The organism is Leucobacter aridicollis (genome assembly GCF_024399335.1).
Classification (GTDB): Bacteria; Actinomycetota; Actinomycetes; order Actinomycetales; family Microbacteriaceae; genus Leucobacter; species Leucobacter aridicollis_A.
Genome location: NZ_CP075339.1, coordinates 2,205,543 through 2,223,169, shown reverse-complemented (window position 1 = coordinate 2,223,169; position 17,627 = coordinate 2,205,543). Strand labels below are relative to the sequence as shown.

Genomic DNA, 17,627 nt, shown 5'->3' with positions numbered 1-17,627 from the left:
CAGGAACGCAGCAAGATGGAAACGACTCACATTTTTGACGCCGTACGCACCCCGTTTGGTCGCGCAGGCGGCGGCCTCTCTGGGGTCCGGCCCGATGACCTCGCTGCGGTCGTGATGCGTGCGTCCGTTGACAGAGCTGGTGTCGACCCCGCCCGTATCGCTGACGTCGTCTTCGGCGACGCGAATCAGGCGGGGGAGGACAACCGCAATGTCGCGCGCTTCGGCGCGCTGCTCGCGGGGTTTCCAACGTCTGTCGCCGGCGTCACCGTGAACAGGCTCTGCGCATCCTCGCTTGAAGCCGTGATTCAAGGATCGCGCGCAATCGAATGCGGCGACGCTGAACTCGTGCTCACCGGCGGAGTCGAATCGATGAGTCGGGCACCATTCGTCATTGAGAAGTCAGCGAAGGCCTGGCCCGCCGTTGGGAACCAGACGGTTTGGAACACGAGCATCGGCTGGCGGATGGTGAACCCGAAGCTCCCTCACGAGTGGACGATCTCGAACGGTGAAGCCGCAGAACGGACAGCGCGGGAGTGGGGGATCAGCAGGGAAGCGCAAGATGCGTTCGCCGCCCGGTCGCACGCCCTTGCCGCGGTGGGCTGGGCCAGCGGTGCGTTCGAACGCGAGATCGTCCAGGTGCCGGGCCACGAGCTCATTCGTGATGAGGGGATCCGCGACGACACCTCAGTCGAGAAGCTTGCGGCGCTCCGCCCGCTCTTCGCATCCGACGGCAGCGTGACCGCTGGGAATTCGTCGTCGATCAACGACGGTGCCGCTGCCGTGCTGCTCGGACGCGAGGGCGCGCTCGAGGCTGAACCACTCGCGCGGATTGCTGCGAGGGCGGTGCACGGTGTCGACCCGCAGGAATTCCCGACCGCCCCCATCGAAGCGGCGAACCGGGCGCTCGCCCGCGCGGGCCGGTCGTGGGCAGATGTCGACTTCGTTGAGCTCAATGAGGCGTTTGCATCACAAGCACTCGCGTGTCTCGTGGGCTGGCCTGACCTCGATCCGGCGCGCCTCAACGTACACGGCGGTGCGCTCGCAATCGGACACCCGCTTGGCGCGTCAGGTGGCCGTATCGTTGCACGTGCGGCACACGAACTCGCGCGCCGTGGCAGCGGGGTTGCAGTTGTGGCGATCTGCATCGGGGTTGGTCAAGGACTCGCTGTTGTGCTCGAACGCTGACATCTTCGCGGCAGACCGGCAGAATGGGGGTATGAGTAACGAAGACTCGGCCGAGGGCAGCGACTACGTTCAGTCCTTTGCGCGTGGCCTGGCCGTCATTCGCGCGTTCGATGCCGAGAACCCCGAGCTGACGCTCACCGAGGTCTCGAAGAGAGTCGGAATCCCAGCGGCTGCATCTCGGCGTTTCCTCAGAACACTGCAGACCCTCGGCTACGTCCGCACAGACGGGCGGCTGTTCGCGCTCACTCCACGCGTGCTCGAACTCGGCTTCAGCTACCTGTCTGCGCTCTCGCTGCCCGAAATGATGCAGCCACACCTTGAGAAACTGTCGCACGCACTCGAAGAATCAGTGTCTGCTGCGGTGCTGGCCGATGCCGATATTGTCTACGTTGCCCGCGTCCCGACGCGACGGATCATGACAGTTGGTATTACGATCGGCACACGTTTCCCGGCTCACGCGACGAGTATGGGGCGTGTCCTCCTCAGCGACTTGTCGTCCGCCGAGAGGGACCGGCTGCTCGCGGGCGCAGACCTTGCACGCCTCACAGAACGAACGCTTACTTCACCGACTGAGCTGAACGCTGAACTCGACAGAGTGCGCGATCAAGGCTGGGCCCTTGTCGATGGGGAGCTCGAAATCGGGTTACGCTCGATCGCAGCCCGCGTTCGCGGCCGGGACGGCCGGGTCGCGGCCGCTGTGAATGTGTCGACGAGCGCGAGCGCCGGTCCCGTCGAGGCGCTCATTGACCACCACCTGCCGCACTTGCTGCAGACCGCTCGCGATATTGAAGCAGATCTTGACTTGATCGGAACGTAGAGTCGTGCCTGTCACAGCTCGCGTTGTCCCCACACGCTGATCCTGCTCTGAACTGAGGAGCTTATCCACTACGCATCGCGATGCTGTTCCGGCCAGCTCTGAGGTCGCAGAAGCTGGAGGCATGACCCTTTGCTCAGCGCAGTCGACAATCGTGATCTTTTGTGCCCGTCGAGCCCGACGCCTGCAAGCTGTCAGTGTCGTGCTCTGGGGAGCACTTCTCTGCAGCCCAGCTAGCAGTTGGCTTCCTGGGAGCCGAACCGCTCAGATGATACACCCGCCGTCTGCGGCGTTCGAGTCTTCAGGGGCGTTCGGGGCGTCTGTGGCGCACGCGCCCAGCGCTGCCCTGAACTCCCAGTACTGGTTGCCGCCGCTCGGAGATACGCTCCAGGTCTCGGGCCCGTACCGGCCGCCGCCCACGCCATACGCTTCAGGACACCGAGGTATCGACTTGCCAGCCCGGCCTGGGGCGAACGTGTATGCACCAGTCGGTGGGGTCGTGAGTTTCGTCGGAAAGGTCGCCGACAGGCACGTACTCTCCGTGCGCGTCGATGATAGTACGGTGGTGTCGTTCGAGCCCATCGAGCAAGCCGGGGAAGGGCTCACCGAAGGCGCGCAGGTGCTCCCGAAGCAGCAGATTGGGGTCGTCGCCGACGGGGGACACTGTCTAGACGAGTGCCTGCACATTGGTGTGCGAGTGCACGACGAATACGTGAATCCGTTGCAGTACTTTCTCGCCAAACCAGTGCTGTTGCCCTGGTAAGTTGCACTACGCTCGCGGGTGGGCCTGCCTGTACGTTGCAGCTAGCCGCTCCATCGACACGTGAGTGTAGACCTGCGTGCTCGACAGGCTTGAATGGCCAAGCATCTCCTGCACCACTCGGAGATCAGCACCGCCATCCAGTAGATGGGTCGCGGCAGTGTGCCTGAAGGTGTGCGGACCGCTTGGGCCACCGCCCGGCTCCTGTTCAAGCTCTCGCGAGACCAGCCTGTAGATGGCCCCTGTGTTGATCGGCTCGCCGCGCCGGTTGCCGATAAACAGTGCGTGCTCAGCGAGCCGCGCCGGTACTCCGTTGGGGTGACCGTCGGCGCCGCGCGCCAGCAACGCATGTCGAGCGGTGGCGAGGTAGCGTTCGAGCGCGCGGGCGGCCGGGACGCCAAGCGGAACAACGCGTTCTTTGTCGCCCTTGCCGATGACTCGGACGCTGCGCTCTCGTCTATCGAATCCGTCAACTGAGAGCGACACGAGTTCGGAGACTCGCAAAGCGGAGGAGTACAGAAGTTCTAGGATCGCGCTATTGCGCACCGCTTCGGGATCACCGCTCGCAGCCCTGTCCTCGGCCCGCGCGAGCACTCGGGCCATCTGCTCCTGCGTGAGCACTCTCGGGAGCGCCTTCGGAGCGCGCGGCGTTCTCAGGCGAGAAGCAGGGTTGCCCGGAAGTAAGTTGCGGGTCTCAAGCCAAGAACCGAACGACTTGAGCGTGGCGACGTTTCGCGCGATTGTTGACGCGGCAAGACCGGCCTGTTGCCGCTCCCACAACCACGAACGCATGAGCTCGAGGTCAGCATCGATGAGAGCCGTCACGCCCTGCTCTGCCGCGAACTCGGTGAAGCTCAACAGGTCCCGTTTGTACGACCGGATCGTGTGCTCGGAATAGCCGAATTCGAGGCGCGCCGCATCGAGGAATGCTGATGTGGCGGCCTCGAGCTTCATGACACCTATCTTGGCCGAGTAGGCCCGAAGAGAGATGTGTTCGGCGGTGATTCGCGCAAATGTCTGTGATGAAGTGCTTTCACCGCGTTGCCTGGCGGCCGCTTCTCACGAGCCGCCAGAGTCGTTGACTGCCGTCGGAGCTGGGAACGGTTGAGACCCTGCCAAGCAGTTCGAGCTCGGCAAGCGCATCACGGGCTTCTTCAAAGCTCAGCCCGGCTGCCCGTGCAGCGTCTGCAGCCGACCGACCCCCTGAGAGGGGCAGCGCGTCGAGGACTCGCCTGTGAAGCGGGGGCTCCCGCCAACTTCCTCCGGCACCCGAGGGCGGACCGTCGTGGTCTGCCTGATCCCCGACAGTTTCAGCGGGCGACGGCGAAACGGAGGCCGTATCGCGGTCGGCGCTCGCCGCAGCCTCCGGTGTTCCGAGTAGCTCTCGCACCTCGGCTCGGGTGGTGACGAGCAGCGCGCCGTATTCGCGAACCAGTCTGTGGCACCCAGCAGAGGCCGGGGAAGTGATTGGGCCTGGAACTGCGCCGAGCGCGCGCCCGAGCTCGGCAGCGTGGCCCGCAGTGTTGAGAGTGCCCGACCGCACCCCGGCCTCTGTAACAAGGACGCCTTGTGAGAGCGCAGCAATGATTCGGTTGCGCTGTAAGAACCGCCACCGCGTGGGGGCAGCTCCCGGGGGTAGCTCTGCACAGATGGCGCCGTTGTCTGCGATGCGGCTCAATAACCTGTCATGGGCTGCGGGATAGGGGCGGTCGGCACCGCCCGCGAGCACTGCCACCGTGGGGGTTCCCGCAGCGAGGGCGGTGCGATGGGCGACCGCGTCGATCCCGTACGCTGCGCCGGAGACGATTGAGTAGCCGGCCTCGCAGGCCTCACCGGCGAGATCTACTGTTGCCTGGCTGCCGTAGGTTGTGCTCGCTCGGGCACCCACCACTGCCAACGACGGTGCAGCGAGCACAGCGGGATCGCCACGTACCCAGAGCGCGTGCGGAGTGTGTACGCCGAGGTCGTTGAGTTGTGATGGCCATGCGCGCGATTCGGGTGTGACAACCTTCATATGCAGTGCGACGGCAGTGGACAAGTCTCTGAGGGAGTCGGCCCGGCTGAGCCGTGGCAGCCATCTTTTCACGCCGGCTCGAAGGCGTCGTGAAGAGACGGCATCGGTGTCACTCCAGTGGGCGCCGCCTCCGCCTAACATGTCGCTCTGGCGTGCATCTCGCAGCATTCGGGCACATGCACGGGCGGGGTCGCGATCTGTGAGCAGATCGAGAGCGGCGAGGGGACCGAGCGCAGCGATCAGCGCTCCGGCGGTGGCATCGCCTGGCTCCGTGACCCGGGACCACACAACGCGCGCGAGAAGATCCTCTGCGTCGGTTTCCGAGCCTGAGTCGAGGGTGCAGACCGCAGCGAGCAGCGGAGCTGTCTCTGCGTCGGGACGGATGATGCCTTGCTGGTGCGAACTGGTGCTGCCCCTGCGCGGTCGCGGTTCTCTCGCAGCCAACCAGTCGTCAGAGTCACTCATGTCGAACCGCCTCGCAGCGCGAGCGCCTGCGCAACCTCGCTACGTCCCGGCCGCGACTCGCCGGCGAGGTCGGAGATCGACCATGCCAGGCGCAGGGCTACATTTTCTCGTACCTGATCGGCTTCGGAAGAACCCCTGGTCAGACGTCGCTTCTTGCTCGTTCTGGCCGTCCTGACCGCGTCGGCGCGCCGCCGGGGCTGTGCTGCACTGCCGGGGCTGATGATCAGTCTGGACGCAGCCCGCGGACCCCGCCGCGAGGCGCAGTGGGAGCGGAGCCGCAGCGCTCTAGCGCGAGCCCTCGAAGAGGTCGACGACGGAGTGCACGCCGCGCTCCGGGCAGACGAACACGATCCTAATACCGAGCCCCTCGGCGCTGCCCCCGACCACCGGCTCCGACGCGCAGTCGCCGCCTCACTCGCTGCACGTGCGGTACTGCTCGTCCCCGGACCCGTCGCCGAAGCGCACCGGCACGTCGCCGGGGATCTCTGCGTCTTCCCAGCTGGACTCGGGCACGTCCTCGTCGCTCATCCTGACGACCCTACGCGCACCGCACTGAACGCTGTCAAGCACCCCTCCGCGACCACTGCTCCCACCGGCCCGTCGGCTTGCGGGCGGGTGCTTTGCAGTCCCGCCATGAGTTGCTCACGAACGCGGACAGGGTGCCCGATCGATAGATCGAGCACCCTGTCGGACGCGACGACCCGCCTAGGAACCGGAGAGGATGCGCTGCTTCTGCGCCTCGAACTCGGCTTCCGTGAGCACGCCCGCGTCTCGGAGCTGCCCGAGCTGCGCGAGCTGATCGAGGACCGAGGCTCCGCCCGCGGCGGGTGCGGCCTCGGGCACAGGCGGTGCGACGGGAGCTGCGGGAGCAGCAGCCGCGTCCTGCGTGGCCCAGCGCTGCTGCTGGCGGCGGTGGGTGCTCCCGATCACGCGGGTCGCGACTGATGCCCGTACGGCGGTGCGGAGGAGGCTCATGACTGGTTCCCTTCGTTGAGCATCTGATCAAGCTCTGCGATGTCGACTCCGCCGGAGAACAGCTCCACGCCGCCTGCTGTCGACCAAGCGCCTGCAGCGGCCGCGAACGAGCGGTCCTCGTAGACGACGGCGAGCGCCATCTGGCCCTCGCCGAGCTCTGCGGCGATGCCGGTGAGGTCATCGGCATCGAGGATGGCGCTCTCCGCTCCGTCGAACGCTGCGAGGTCGATGCCGGTCACGCCGTCGAGGTCGGCGAGGACGCGCTTGACGGGCGCACCCGTCTCGTCGCGGCCGATAAGCTCTATGTCGAGGATCTCGACGATGCCCTGCTCGACGCGGTCCAGCACCGCGGAGAGGCCGGGGCCGAGGTCGGCGTGCTCGTCGAAGGCGAACACGAGGTAGTCAACGGGGCCTGCGAACTGCTCAGTCGCCATGGTCAGGCCTTCTTCCCCGCGATCGCGCGGATCACGTTCAGACCGCCGAGCACGATGAGGGCGATGGCGAGGAACCACCACAGGAACATGGCCCCCCAGAGCGGGCTGCTCAAGAGCGTGAACCCGGCAATGACGGAGAGGATCGCGAACACGATCGTGAGGACCTTGGAACCGGACTGGCCGAGCGTGAACAGCGCGGTGAAACCCTCGATGACCCACATGACGCCGACCATGATCGTCAGGAACAGTGCCAGGAACGCAGCGGACTGCTGCAGCGACGAGAACGCGTACACGCCTGCGACGACGTAGAGCACGCCGAGGAGCACATGCCCGATCCTGCCACCTGCGCCGAGGCCCTTGGAGAAGATGCCGAGCGCTGCGTAGACGATGCCCGCAATGATCGCATAGAGCGCGATGACGCCGGTCAGCGCGACAGCGGCCTTGGTGGGCCAGGCGAGCACGGCGATGCCGAAGCCGACGGCGGCAAGGCCGCCGATCAGGAGCGCGAGGCGTGCCCCCTTCGCAGGTGCTGTGGTGGTTGTTGTGGTCATCGGGTTCCTCGTGTTCTCGCTCGTATTCGCATGCGACAGGTTCGTCTATGAGCGATCATATCGGCGGCGTGTCGTGGATCATGAGCTCGGTCGCCTTATATGACAAGAAACGGGCGCCGATAAGATGGGCAGCAGATCTCGAACGCCGAACACGCAGGAGTGCCGACATGATCTTCACGAACCACCGAATCAAGGCCTTGGTCGTTGCGGGCATCGCCCTCTTCGCACTGACCTCGTGCTCGGCGTCATCCGCGGACGCGACCGGAACTTGGGGCGAGGAAGCCGACGGGCAGCCCCACCTCGTGCTGGAAGAGGGCGGCAAGCTCTCCGGCACGGACGGGTGCAACCGGCTCAGCGGCGGATGGGAGCAGGACGGCGAGGTGATCATCTTCGGGGAGGTCGCGATGACCCTGATGGCGTGCCCCGACGTCGACACCTGGCTGATGGATCTCGACACTGCACGCATCGACGGCGACGCGCTGCTCGTCAGCGATGCGTCCGGCGCGGAGATCGGGTCGCTCGCAAAGACCGCCCGGCAGTGACGACACCCGACCTTACGGAGTCTTCTGGGCCTCGCGCAGGCTCGCGCTTCCTCGAACTCGTCTCCTCCGCTGGCGGGATCTACGGGCTGATCGTGGTGTCCGGCGTCATCGTCGTGACCCGCAACCTCACCGGCAGCTCCTGGGAGGCGCTGCTCGCAGTCGTGGGTACTCTGCTCGTGTTCTTCGCCGCGCACGCCTACGCGGCGACATTGGCGGAGATGAGCCACAACCGGATCGCCTTCGCCGCGGCACTGCGCGCTGGTATCGCTGAGTCGCTCGGCATGCTGTTGATCGGTCTCATCCCGGTGCTCGTGCTGCTCCTCGGCGTGACCGGCTTGTTGCGGCCCGCCGATGCTGTCTGGTTGGCGCTCCTGATCGACGTGCTCCTGCTCGGCTTCCTCGGATGGGCCATCACTGCGGCCCGCATCCACAGCACCTGGGCAAGGCTTGGCGGAGCGCTGATCACTGCCGGGTTCGGTGGTCTTATCATCGCTCTCAAAGCCCTCATCCACTGACCGGACCGCACCCGATACTGAAAGAAGAGACGCACCTGCCCATGTACCATCAGAACTCCGGAGACGATCATGCTCGCCGCACCACGCGCCGGACGGCATGGTGGACGCTTGACTCGATCGGGTCTGTGGTCGGGTTCGTGTTCGCGATCCTCTCCGTCACCCCATCGCTACTGCCGCGTCCCGCGATCCTGCAGGGCGTTCTCGCGGCCCTTGCCTTCGGTATCGGGTACCTGTTAGGTGCCGTGATCTGGGCGATCATCCGGAAGCTTCTATGGAAGGACGGTGCGGTTCCGCACTTCCGGAGGATCTGGTGGTTCGTATATGCGGGAGCCTGGATCCTGGCGGTGGTCGCGCTTTCAGTGCTGTCGACGGTGTGGCAGAACGAAGTGCGAAGCCTCGTGAGCATGCCGCCCCTCGACAGAGCAGACATTGCAGGTTTCGCGATCGCATTCATCCCTGTGGCGGTTCTGCTTCTTCTGCTCGGGAAAACAGTTCGCTTGATGCGCACGCGCCTCCGTCGACGCATGCACACGGTGCTCGCGACCGCCGCGACGGCGATCATCGTCGGTGGTGTCGCGGCCGGACTAGTGTTCGCTGCACTCGCGACCGTGGATCGCATCTACTTTGATCGCAACCATCTGCCAGAAGAGAGTGTGGAAGAGCCCGACTCAGAGTTCCGCTCCGCCGGACCCGAATCAGCCATCGCCTGGGAATCGCTCGGCAGGCATGGGGCGGAGTTCGTCGGTGGCGGCCCGAGCGCGGCTGAGATCACTGAGGTCACCGGTGTTGAGGCGATCGAACCGATCCGCGTTTATGCCGGACTCAAATCCGCACCCACGCTCGCAGAGCGCACGGCGCTCGTCGTCGACGAACTTGAACGCACCGGCGCGTTCGACCGCGAGGTATTGGTTGTTGCGACGACCACAGGTTCCGGTTGGCTGGAACCACAGACCGTGGACGCCGTCGAGTACCTCCACGGCGGTGACACTGCCATCGCCGCGATGCAGTACGCATACACCCCAAGCTGGGTGTCGTTCATCTTCGACCCGGATGCCCCCGTCGAGGCTGCGCGAGCCCTCTTCGATGCGATCGAGGCCAAGGTGGACACTCTCCCCGCTGACAAGAGGCCACAGCTCATCTCATATGGCCTCAGCCTCGGCGCGCACGGCAGCCAAGCTGTGTTCGCGGACATCACCGACCTTCGGGAGCGCACCGACGGCGCACTATTCGTGGGGAGCCCGAACGGATCCTCCTTGTGGCGTACCCTGCAAGCGGCACGTGATGACGGCAGCCCAGAATGGCAGCCGGTACTCGATGACGGGCGCGAAGTGCGCTGGATCTCACGCGCCGGTGACGAGGAGCAGCTTTCCGGTCCGTGGGAGAATCCACGGGTCTTGTATCTGCAGCACGCGACCGATCCCGTCACCTGGCTCTCATCAGAACTGCTGTGGAGTTCACCGGAGTGGCTCGACGCAGGGCAGCGCAGCCCGGACATCAGCACGGCGATGCGCTGGATCCCGATCGTCACCGGACTACAGGTGACGGTGGACATGCTGGTCGGTGAAGCCGTACCCGCCTCCTATGGCCACAACTACGGAGACGTCGTGCTCACCGCATGGCAGCAGGTGGCTCCATCGGACGGCATCGACGATCTCGCACTGGAGCGGGTGCAGGCGGCGCTCGAAAACTACTCGACGATACCAAGGCACGAGGAGTAGCTCGGGTGCTGAAGCGCGCATAGCACCGGCACAGCCGGTGCGGGGGTTCCTCTGACAGGACAGGCGATCCGGCCTGCCCGCGCCCAGAGGACAGCGAGCCCCGGCATGACCACCAGCACACCAGGCACAATACGACATTTTTGCGTATGTGAGCAACGGCGGGGAAACCCCAGTTCAGCGCGTGGTTCCTGCCGCTCGCAGATGCTCGGCTACTGCCGGGCAGGGAGGGCTCCCCTCCTCCAGGAGGTGCTCGGCGTGAGCGGGAAGGCGTCCGCGGCTGCGCTCGGCGGAGCGGGCGGAAGCCGCCGAGCGTAACGGAACGAGCGTTACGCTTCCCGACGCGTCGAGAAACCGCGGAATCATGCGGCAAAACAGGGCGTCGGAGCACGCGAGCGGCGGTGCGGCCGGATAGTAGCGTCACGGCCGCGAAACGGCGAGATCCGCGGAATCATGCGGCAGAACGGGGTGCGTAACGCTGTAACGCTGAAAAGGCGAAACCTATTATATACAGAGCACGTAAGTACACACATGGCATGGTGGTTGGTCTTGATATTTAACTTCTTCTCTATACCAATTCCTCAGAAAGAGCGTTACACCGTTACACTCAAGAGAAAACCCTGGTCAGAGACGGGTTCTATTGTAACTCTGCTGTAACGCCAGGAGGCCCGGCGTTACAAAACCGGCTTCCCCGCCCCGGCGAGCAGACTCCCTGCACGAAGAAACCCCTGGTAAACGAGCAGAAACGCACACCTCACGAGCCGCGGGGCCAGCGTTACACGGCCGGAAGCAGCGTTACGCAGCCGCCCGGCAGCACGCCCAATGCAGCCCGTCTGCCCGAGCAACCTCATGCCCGAGGGGCTCTCCCTCCCCAGCCCGGCCGAGGCGCAGCGGGAGCGCAGCCGCGGGCCACGAGGCGTTGCAGACCCCCTCGACGGCCTCTCCGGGGCGCAGCGGGAGCGGAGCCGAGGCCCCCTGAGACGCAGCGGCCACGCAGCGGGAGCGGAATGGCTGCGACCCGAGGCCCCTCCGGGCGCTCGGCACGATGCGCGACACGCCGTGCCGGCCGTCGCTTCGCGATGTAGATCGACTCGTCTAACGTGAGGGGCAGTCGTTGGGACTCATACTGCGACTACCTTTTCAGAAGGCCGCTCCAAGAACTCGGACTCCACGGAGCGGCCTTCGCCTTTTCTTCCGCCTCCGGCAGTTCCCTGGGCCCAGCCTGACCCAGGAGGAGAATGGCAGCATGCCTCGCCTCCCGCTCAACACCGCGCAGCTCGAAGTCCTGACCTGGGTGCGGGACGGCGCGCCGGACGGGGTGTACGAGGGCTACGAGCACCGGATCGTCGCCCGCGCGCTGCACAACCGCGGCCTGGTCGAGGTGAAGGGGCACGGCAAGCAATGGCAGGCGTCCATCACGGAAGACGGCGCCTACTACGCCGATCATGGCGACTACCCGCCCCAAGAAGACAGCGAGCGACCCGCCGCAGACGAGAAGGCCCCGTCACCGGCGGAACGACCCAGCCGCGACTCGGCCCCTGCTCCGGCTCCCCGCAAGCCGGCAGTCCGCAAGCAGGGCCCCACCGCAGCAATGATGACAGCGCTGCTCGCGGCCCCGGACAACCGGATCGAGATCGACTACGACGAGCATCACCGGTACGAGCAGCTCGCGAAGACCGCCGAGCGCTTCAAGAAGGTCCCGGAGGGCATGCAGGTCACGGTTGAGAGTGACTGGCGCAAGAGGACCGTCTGCGTGCGGCTGCACCCGCTGCCCGAGTGGCGCATGCGCGTGCTCGACCCGGTGCCCGTGCCGGCGTCCCTTCGCGGGGCCTCCGAAGTGGTCAAGAATCTCCGCGACCGGGAGGACTTCGAGATCAGCGCCAGTGAGAAGAACCGTGCCCTTCGCCTCGCGCAGGCGCTCGTCGCCGAGGCGGAGCTGCGAGGCCACAAGGCGAAGTTCATCAAGCCTCCGCCGAAGGATCGCTGGGGTTACGTGCAGAAGCACGACCGGAATCAGGGGCACCTCATGCTTGTGCTCGGGCCCGATGAATACCGGCTGAGCCTCTTCCAGATCAGCAAGAACGTCGAGCACGTCCTCTCGAAGACCGAGGCCAAGCGCGCCGAGCAGGGTCACTGGGTCCAGAAGTGGGACGTCGTGCCGACAGAGAGGCTGGGCATCCGCGTCGAGACCCACGGCGTCAGCTTCTGGGGCTCGGAGTGGAAGGACACCGCCGACCGCCCCCTTGAGGACTCCCTCGCGCAGGTGCTGCAGGAGCTGGAGCTCCGGCACGAGGCCGAAGAGCGCAGCAGGGAGGCTGCGGAGCGCGCCCGCATCGAGCGCCAGCGTAGGTGGGAGATCGCCCGCGAGCAGGCCGTGCAGGAGCTCACGGACAGCCACCGGGCCAAGGAGCTCGCCGAGCAGGCGAAGAGGTGGAAGAGGGCAGCCGACATCCGCGAGTACGCCGACGCTGTCGAGCAGCGCGCCCTCGCCGAGCCTGACGACGACGCGCGCCGCGAGGCCCTCGAATGGGCCCAGTGGGCCCGCGAATACGCCGACCGCGTCGACCCGCTCCGGCAGCGGCTGCGCCTGCCGGAGACGCCGAAAGCCACGGAGAAAGCACTGCAGCCGTTCATGGGCGGGTGGAGCGCGTACGGGCCGGAGTCGACGTACAGGGGCTGAGCCCACTGCTCATCTTGCTCGCTTCGGCAGGGCGAGCACTCGCGTCTCCCAGGTTGCGGCAGAATGGTGAGGCATGAGCAACAACCCGATCAACGGCGAGACCGGCGCCGCGCTCGCGCAGTTCTTCTTCGGCGGGGCCGGCCCCTCGCACGGAGAGCTTTCACGCGCGTTCGGCGCCGCCGGCCTCGGCTCCTTCGACGACTACAAGTACGACCCGAACGTACAGGGCCCGAGCAAGCAGCAGCGCGTCATCACGATCTGCCGGGTGGCTGAGAAGAAGCCTGATAATGCGAAGAAGCTCGCAGACGGCATCCTCGACGCGCTTCGCCGCAAAGGCTCGTTCAACGACGACGACAACGCGGCTGACATCGCGACTCTCCGGTCGGCTTTCGCTCACGTCGGCTGGTCGCTCACCGAGGAGGGTCGACTGGAGCGGCTCGGCGCGATCGACCTGGAGACTGGCGGTCGCGCCGCACTCGACGAGCAGCTCGCACGGCTGCGCAGGAACATCGACGATCCTGCCGCGGCGCTCGGCTTCGCCAAGGAACTCCTCGAAGCGGTCATGAAGTTCGTGATCGAGGGCAGCGGGATGCCGCTGCCCAAGAACCCCAAGTGGCCGATGCTCATCCACCTGTCGTTCGACCGCCTCAACTTCGAGTTCAAGGTCGTCGACGACTCGGTCCCCGGAGCGACGGCCGTGAGGGCGATCTACCAGTCGGCCAAGACGGTCATCGAGTCCGTGAACGATCTCCGCAACGACCACGGCACCGGCCACGGAAGGACGCTGCCGACCGCGCTGCGCGAGGAGACGGCGATCTACGTCGTCCGGGAGGCCGTCCACGTCGCCGAGCTCATGCTGAGCACGTACGACCGCCAGATGAGCGGCGGACGGGTCTGAACAAGTCATGATGCGCCTGACGACGTCAGGCGCTGGGGCGCGGCACAGCCGCGCCCGGGTGAGTGAGTGACAGGAGTTCTCTTCCGCTATAGAGCGGGAGCACTCTGCTGCGAGTCGTGGCTCGGTACTCTGAGTCGCCCTAAGGGACGCGAGGTTCGATTCCTCGCAGTGAGCGCGTGCGCCCACGAGGACGAGTGGACAGTCTGCAGACGAGGCCGGTTGGATTCCGGCTGAGGCACGACAATAGCGGCTGTGCCACGCGCACAGACCGCACCTGGAGCCGTCACGGGCGACCGTGGCGGTTCTTGCTTTTCATGTCCCCGTTAACGCAAGTGCTCGAACGGGTCAACCACAGCGTGCACGCCGTGCTCAGGGCACGAGAACGCCACCCTAATGCCGTCGCCCGTGCCGGCGTCGAAGGGCTCCGGCACGCAGTCGCGGCCGCACTCCTGGCACATGCGGTACTGCTCGTTACCCGTGCCGTCACCGACACGGATCTCCAGGTCGTCGGGGACTTCAACACCGTCGTCGCTCATCCTGCGACTCTACGCGCACTGAGCTATCTGCTGTCAATGGCGGACACTGCGTGAAAAGCAAGAACCCCGAGGCGTGATGCCTCGGGGTTCTTGCGTCTATTCCGCTCGCCTGCGCGAGCGAGGAAGCGAGTGTTGGGGCCGGGCATAGCCCGTCCCGGGAAGAACTTTGAGAGGTGCAGCCCTGCGGGCTGTGGCTCTGTTGGCATCACGGAACAACAGAAATGAGCACAGCCATGTCTGAGCAAAAGCAAGCACAGAAGCAGATCACAGTGTCCGGCGTCGTCGGGGACACGGTCAAGTACAGCACCACGAAGCTGGGCCAGCCCTACGTCTCATTCGAGATGGCGGTCCAGGAGGGGCCACGTCGCGGCGCGAAGCGCACCGTGTACTACACAGTGAACGCGTTCCGGCAGCTCGCCGTGAACGCATCGCAGAGCATCAAGCCGGGCGACCGTCTGCTCGTGACCGGCACCGCTAAGGAGGTGCTGCTCTGGAACCGGGGCGGCTCCATCGCGAAGCACACCATCAACGCCGAGCGCATGGGACACGACCTGTTCTGGGGCACCAGCGAGTTCACGCGCGGCACGGAGAACGCAGAGGAAAGCACAGACAAGGCTCAGGCATGAGCACGAAGGGACCCGAAATGACTGCTTCAAAGCCCGCCACGTCCACGCTCACGATCCTCGGCGTCACCGTCGTCGTGAGCAGCATCATCGGCCTCGCCTTCAACGGCCTCGTGATCGCCGACGGCACGAGCCTCGTGGGGCGCGCTGGTCTGTTCGCCGCGATCGGCGCAGCGCTCCTGGCGATCGGCCGCGTCCGGGACGCCCAGAGAAGAGAGCAGAGAGAGAAGACAACACCATGACTACCCGGCTCACTCCCTACGACACCGGCGACCGTCTGGAGCCGCACCCCTGGCCAATCGTCCACACCGAGCCCGGCGGCAGCGCAATCGACCGCGACCACTACGGCTACGTCGATCTCGACAACGATGAGAGCGCCACTGTGTTCACGATCGTCGGCAAGCGCCCCGACAACACAGCCGACGGCTCGCCGGGGTACCTGCTGAGCATCAGCACCTACGGCGACGATTCAGCCGTCGAGATCGACGGAGACAGAGTCCTCGTTCTCGACGAGGACACCCTCGCGGGCCTCAACACTCTCGTCGAGCTCGCCGAGCAGGGTACTGCCGTCGACGCCGACGCCTGGCGCCTCGTTCAAAGAACCATCAAGAAGATTCAAGGAGCCCGACCATGAACGCACAGCCCACCGTCCTCAAAGCCAAGAGCAGCGCCGACTTCCTCGCCGCGCTGCCCCGGCTTGCGGGCATGCGTGCCTCTGAGAGCCTGTTCCTCGTGCTGTTCGACGGCTCCAGGACACTGGGCTCAGCCCGCATCGACCTACCGCCAGCAGAGCAGATGGTCGACCCCGGCCCGGAGATCTCAGCTTGGGTTCGCACTGTCATCGAGATCGCTCAAAAGAGCGACGCGGTAGCCGTCGTAGTGCAGACAGATGTTGCGCTGCCGGAGAGCCCTATGTCGAGCACCTATGGAGCGCTCACCGGCGCCCTGGCCAACTCGCTACGCGCAGCAGGCTGCTCTGTGCGCGACGCGCTCGTCGTTGCCTCGAACGGCTGGGCGAGCTTCGTCGGCACGAGCTTCCCGGAGCTGCACAGCCTCGACGAGATCACCGGCAGCACCCTGCACGATCCAGAGCACGAGCTGCTCACGGTCGACGAGTGGCGCGCTCAGCACCCCGGACGGACCACCGAGGACCCCGAAGAAATCGCCGGCATGACTGCGCAGATGCGCGCCGCCGGCAGTAAGGAGAACAGAGCATGAATGTCAGACACGAAGACCTCCTGGCCCGCATCGCGATCTCCCGGGCAGTGGAGCCTGGCGATCGCCGGCTCGCGGCGCTCCTCGCGGAGACCTCGGCTGCTGAGCTCATTGAGCGCCCGGAGACCTGGTTATTCGAGAACGAGCTGCACCGCTACATGACGGCAAGCAGCGCCTCTCGTGTGCTGGATCAGGCCCTCGCTGCGGGCATCACCCCGATCATTCCCGGTGACACAGCCTGGCCAGCACAGCTCGCGGACATCGAGAGTGCAGACCCGCTCGCGCCGTCTCAGCCCCTCATGCTGTGGGCGCGCGGGGACGTGTCTCTGCTGAGCGCGCAGAGCGTTGCTATCACCGGCGCACGAGCGAGCACAGCCTATGGCGAGCGCATAACCACCGAGATCGCAGCAGAGCTGGCCGGCCAAGAGTTCGCTGTGCTCGCTGGCGCCTCCTACGGTGTTGATGGGGCAGCCCACAGGGCTGCCCTGACGGCCGGCGGCAAGACCGTCGCGGTGCTCGCGAGCGGAGTGGACAGAGCCTATCCCGCAGGCCACCGAGAGCTCATCGAGCGGATCGCCGTCGACGGCTGTGTAGTCAGCGAGACGCTCCCGGGCACGGCGCCGACCCGATGGCGCTTCATCATGCGCGGCAGGATCATCGCCGCGCTCGCGAGCGCAGTGGTCATCCCTGAAGCCGGAGTGCGCTCCGGCGCGCTCTCGGTCGCGCAGCTCGCGCACGGCATGGCTCGGCCTGTTGGTGCAGTGCCGGGGCCTGTCACAAGCGCGGCGAGTGCGGGCTGCCACATGCTCGTGCAGCAGGGCACAGCGCGGCTCGTGGCAGACGGTGCTGACGTACTGGGGTTACTTGGACGAGGCGCAAAGAAGCAGGACACAGCATGAGGTCCCAGGATGACAGCCTCGCCGTCCACGTCAGGGCGCGCAGCCTGGTGATCGACCGTGGGAACTTGGTCGTGATCCCGCTCCACACGGCTCCTGACCTCGCGACGAGGGCAGCTGAGCTCGCTCTCGGCGGCGCAGTTCGCTTCGCCGGGTTCAACCAGCTTGGGCACGCCGTGTACCGACTAGAGAAAGAAGTGAACCGACGATGACATGGGCAATGCACCGCGAAGCGGTATCTCTCCGGCTCAGCGAGATCGAGCTGGAGGGAGAGCTCCACTACGACTCGGTAAAGAGCAGCCTGTGTTTGGTAGACCCCGAAACTGGCGAGGATGAAGTCCTCACAGTGAGCTTGCTCCGGGACGGCTATGTCGCGTTCCCCGGCGAGATATTCGTCCGCGACTACAGCGAGCACTTCGGCCTGCCGGCGGCTCTCGTGGCCGCTGGCATCTGCGAGGAAGTCGAGGAAATCAGCATCGGGCCATTCGGCTCGCGCGTGGTGAGGATGAGGGTGATCGTCTGAGCCCCAGCAGGCGCACACGCGAAAGCAAAGACCCCAAGGCGTGACGCCTCGGGGTCTTTGCTTTAAGCATCGTTCCACACCTCGCGGAGAGTGTCCTCCGCTGAGGGCATCACCTGCTGCATCGGTGATGCTGCCCAGGTGGAAGATACCGGGTCATCGGGAAACTCGTATCTCCCGCTGGTGAGAAATCACTAAACGAATGGCGCTGCTTCCTCCCGGGTGTGGGCAACCGAGCATCTGAGCGTGCTGCATCCGTAGGTATGAACCGCGCCCCAGCACGAGGAAG

The 17,627-nt window shown here is 65.7% G+C and carries 21 protein-coding genes; 15 read left to right on the top strand and 6 right to left on the bottom strand.

Annotation, left to right across the window (positions count from 1 at the left end; translation table 11 throughout):
- Window positions 1–15 precede the first annotated feature (15 nt).
- The 3 genes from KI794_RS09995 to KI794_RS09985 all read left to right on the top strand — a co-directional run bounded on the left by KI794_RS09995 (window position 16) and on the right by KI794_RS09985 (window position 2,762).
- Window positions 16–1,185 (top strand): thiolase family protein, encoded by a 1,170-nt coding sequence (locus KI794_RS09995; protein WP_255808007.1) that lies wholly within the window; start codon window positions 16–18, stop codon window positions 1,183–1,185.
- Window positions 1,186–1,216: 31 nt separating this feature from the next.
- Window positions 1,217–2,002: an IclR family transcriptional regulator domain-containing protein gene (locus KI794_RS09990; protein ID WP_119284320.1), complete on the top strand. Its 786-nt coding sequence runs from the start codon at window positions 1,217–1,219 to the stop codon at window positions 2,000–2,002.
- 121 nt (window positions 2,003–2,123) lie between these two features.
- Window positions 2,124–2,762, top strand: coding sequence for a M23 family metallopeptidase (locus KI794_RS09985; RefSeq protein ID WP_370647805.1), 639 nt, complete (start codon window positions 2,124–2,126; stop codon window positions 2,760–2,762).
- Window positions 2,763–2,768: 6 nt separating this feature from the next.
- Here the strand turns inward: KI794_RS09985 and KI794_RS09980 are convergent, their stop codons facing one another.
- From KI794_RS09980 to KI794_RS09960, 5 genes are all read right to left on the bottom strand, one after another.
- The gene (locus KI794_RS09980; RefSeq protein WP_255808005.1) at window positions 2,769–3,713 is read right to left on the bottom strand and encodes a tyrosine recombinase XerC; all 945 of its coding nucleotides are present in this window, start codon (window positions 3,711–3,713) and stop codon (window positions 2,769–2,771) included.
- Window positions 3,714–3,792: 79 nt separating this feature from the next.
- Window positions 3,793–5,238 carry a DNA-processing protein DprA gene (gene dprA, locus KI794_RS09975; protein ID WP_255808004.1) on the bottom strand — a complete coding sequence of 482 codons (1,446 nt, stop codon included), beginning with the start codon at window positions 5,236–5,238 and terminating at the stop codon, window positions 3,793–3,795.
- 705 nt (window positions 5,239–5,943) lie between these two features.
- A complete protein-coding gene (locus KI794_RS09970; protein ID WP_255808003.1) occupies window positions 5,944–6,213 on the bottom strand; it encodes an SHOCT domain-containing protein in 270 nt (89 codons plus the stop codon).
- Window positions 6,210–6,647, bottom strand: a complete 438-nt coding sequence (locus KI794_RS09965; RefSeq protein ID WP_255808001.1) for a DUF6325 family protein — start codon at window positions 6,645–6,647, stop codon at window positions 6,210–6,212. Before KI794_RS09965 ends, KI794_RS09970 begins: the two co-directional genes overlap by 4 nt.
- A gap of 2 nt (window positions 6,648–6,649) precedes the next feature.
- The gene (locus tag KI794_RS09960; RefSeq protein ID WP_255807999.1) at window positions 6,650–7,198 is read right to left on the bottom strand and encodes an HdeD family acid-resistance protein; all 549 of its coding nucleotides are present in this window, start codon (window positions 7,196–7,198) and stop codon (window positions 6,650–6,652) included.
- 167 nt (window positions 7,199–7,365) lie between these two features.
- Here KI794_RS09960 and KI794_RS09955 point away from each other — a divergent pair, with 167 nt between their 5' ends.
- The 5 genes from KI794_RS09955 (at window position 7,366) to KI794_RS09935 (ending at window position 13,548) form a co-directional block, all read left to right on the top strand.
- Window positions 7,366–7,740, top strand: a complete 375-nt coding sequence (locus KI794_RS09955; RefSeq protein ID WP_255807998.1) for an META domain-containing protein — start codon at window positions 7,366–7,368, stop codon at window positions 7,738–7,740.
- Window positions 7,737–8,255: a hypothetical protein gene (locus tag KI794_RS09950; RefSeq protein WP_255807997.1), complete on the top strand. Its 519-nt coding sequence runs from the start codon at window positions 7,737–7,739 to the stop codon at window positions 8,253–8,255. Before KI794_RS09955 ends, KI794_RS09950 begins: the two co-directional genes overlap by 4 nt.
- Window positions 8,256–8,296: 41 nt before the next feature.
- Window positions 8,297–9,973 carry an alpha/beta hydrolase gene (locus tag KI794_RS09945; protein WP_255807996.1) on the top strand — a complete coding sequence of 559 codons (1,677 nt, stop codon included), beginning with the start codon at window positions 8,297–8,299 and terminating at the stop codon, window positions 9,971–9,973.
- 1,243 nt (window positions 9,974–11,216) lie between these two features.
- Window positions 11,217–12,650: a hypothetical protein gene (locus KI794_RS09940; RefSeq protein WP_255807994.1), complete on the top strand. Its 1,434-nt coding sequence runs from the start codon at window positions 11,217–11,219 to the stop codon at window positions 12,648–12,650.
- Window positions 12,651–12,723: 73 nt separating this feature from the next.
- Window positions 12,724–13,548 (top strand): abortive infection family protein, encoded by an 825-nt coding sequence (locus KI794_RS09935; RefSeq protein ID WP_042542574.1) that lies wholly within the window; start codon window positions 12,724–12,726, stop codon window positions 13,546–13,548.
- Window positions 13,549–13,871: 323 nt separating this feature from the next.
- Here the strand turns inward: KI794_RS09935 and KI794_RS09930 are convergent, their stop codons facing one another.
- Window positions 13,872–14,084 carry a hypothetical protein gene (locus tag KI794_RS09930; protein ID WP_255807993.1) on the bottom strand — a complete coding sequence of 71 codons (213 nt, stop codon included), beginning with the start codon at window positions 14,082–14,084 and terminating at the stop codon, window positions 13,872–13,874.
- Between the two features lie 233 nt (window positions 14,085–14,317).
- Here KI794_RS09930 and KI794_RS09925 point away from each other — a divergent pair, with 233 nt between their 5' ends.
- From KI794_RS09925 to KI794_RS09895, 7 genes are read left to right on the top strand one after another with little or no spacing between them, the layout of a single operon-like run.
- A complete protein-coding gene (locus tag KI794_RS09925; RefSeq protein WP_255807992.1) occupies window positions 14,318–14,710 on the top strand; it encodes a single-stranded DNA-binding protein in 393 nt (130 codons plus the stop codon).
- Between the two features lie 17 nt (window positions 14,711–14,727).
- Window positions 14,728–14,949 (top strand): hypothetical protein, encoded by a 222-nt coding sequence (locus KI794_RS09920; RefSeq protein ID WP_255807991.1) that lies wholly within the window; start codon window positions 14,728–14,730, stop codon window positions 14,947–14,949.
- Window positions 14,946–15,341, top strand: coding sequence for a hypothetical protein (locus KI794_RS09915; RefSeq protein WP_255807990.1), 396 nt, complete (start codon window positions 14,946–14,948; stop codon window positions 15,339–15,341). The genes KI794_RS09920 and KI794_RS09915 overlap by 4 nt, the downstream gene beginning before the upstream one ends.
- Window positions 15,338–15,925: a DUF4192 family protein gene (locus tag KI794_RS09910; RefSeq protein WP_255807989.1), complete on the top strand. Its 588-nt coding sequence runs from the start codon at window positions 15,338–15,340 to the stop codon at window positions 15,923–15,925. The genes KI794_RS09915 and KI794_RS09910 overlap by 4 nt, the downstream gene beginning before the upstream one ends.
- On the top strand, window positions 15,922–16,821 hold the full coding sequence (dprA, locus tag KI794_RS09905; RefSeq protein WP_255807988.1) for a DNA-processing protein DprA: 900 nt from the start codon (window positions 15,922–15,924) through the stop codon (window positions 16,819–16,821). Before KI794_RS09910 ends, dprA (KI794_RS09905) begins: the two co-directional genes overlap by 4 nt.
- Entirely contained in the window at window positions 16,818–17,030 is a 213-nt protein-coding gene (locus KI794_RS09900) for a hypothetical protein (RefSeq protein WP_255807987.1), read from the top strand. The genes dprA (KI794_RS09905) and KI794_RS09900 overlap by 4 nt, the downstream gene beginning before the upstream one ends.
- The gene (locus KI794_RS09895; RefSeq protein ID WP_255807986.1) at window positions 17,027–17,341 is read left to right on the top strand and encodes a hypothetical protein; all 315 of its coding nucleotides are present in this window, start codon (window positions 17,027–17,029) and stop codon (window positions 17,339–17,341) included. The genes KI794_RS09900 and KI794_RS09895 overlap by 4 nt, the downstream gene beginning before the upstream one ends.
- Window positions 17,342–17,627: the final 286 nt, after the last annotated feature.